General features: G+C 65.4%; 1 protein-coding gene. It reads left to right on the top strand.

What is annotated here, in order from left to right; all coding sequences use genetic code 11:
• A partial coding sequence (locus tag AC1DCG_RS25175) for a substrate-binding domain-containing protein (RefSeq protein ID WP_477041764.1) occupies nucleotides 1-399 on the top strand: 399 nt, incomplete at both ends.

The following is a 399-nucleotide window of genomic DNA, read 5'->3' as shown; positions in this document are numbered from 1 at the left end:
ATCGCGGGGCGGGTGCGCATCGGCGCGATGGACTCGGTCATCCATACCTGGCTCTCCACCGTGGTCAAGCGCGCGATGCAGGCCTATCCGCAGCTTGAGATCGAGCTGACTGCCGATGCCGCGCTCAACCTCTGTGACCAACTGCAGAAGGGCTACCTCGACGTGATCTTCCAGACCGACCTGCTGCGGCTGGAGACCGTCCGCAACATCGAGCTGGCGCGCTACCCCATCCGCTGGATCGTGGCGAAGGGCAGCGCCTATGACCGCCCGTACCCGTCGCTGGAGGCGCTGGGCGCCGAGCGCGTGATCACCTTCGTCAAGAATTCCCGGCCGCACCAGGACATCCTGAGCCTGTTCCACCTGAACGGCGTGACCTCGCCGCGCATCAACTGCGTCAAC

It is taken from the genome of Caulobacter sp. 10L414 (genome assembly GCF_056395525.1).
This window is presented reverse-complemented; position numbering and strand designations above follow the sequence as displayed.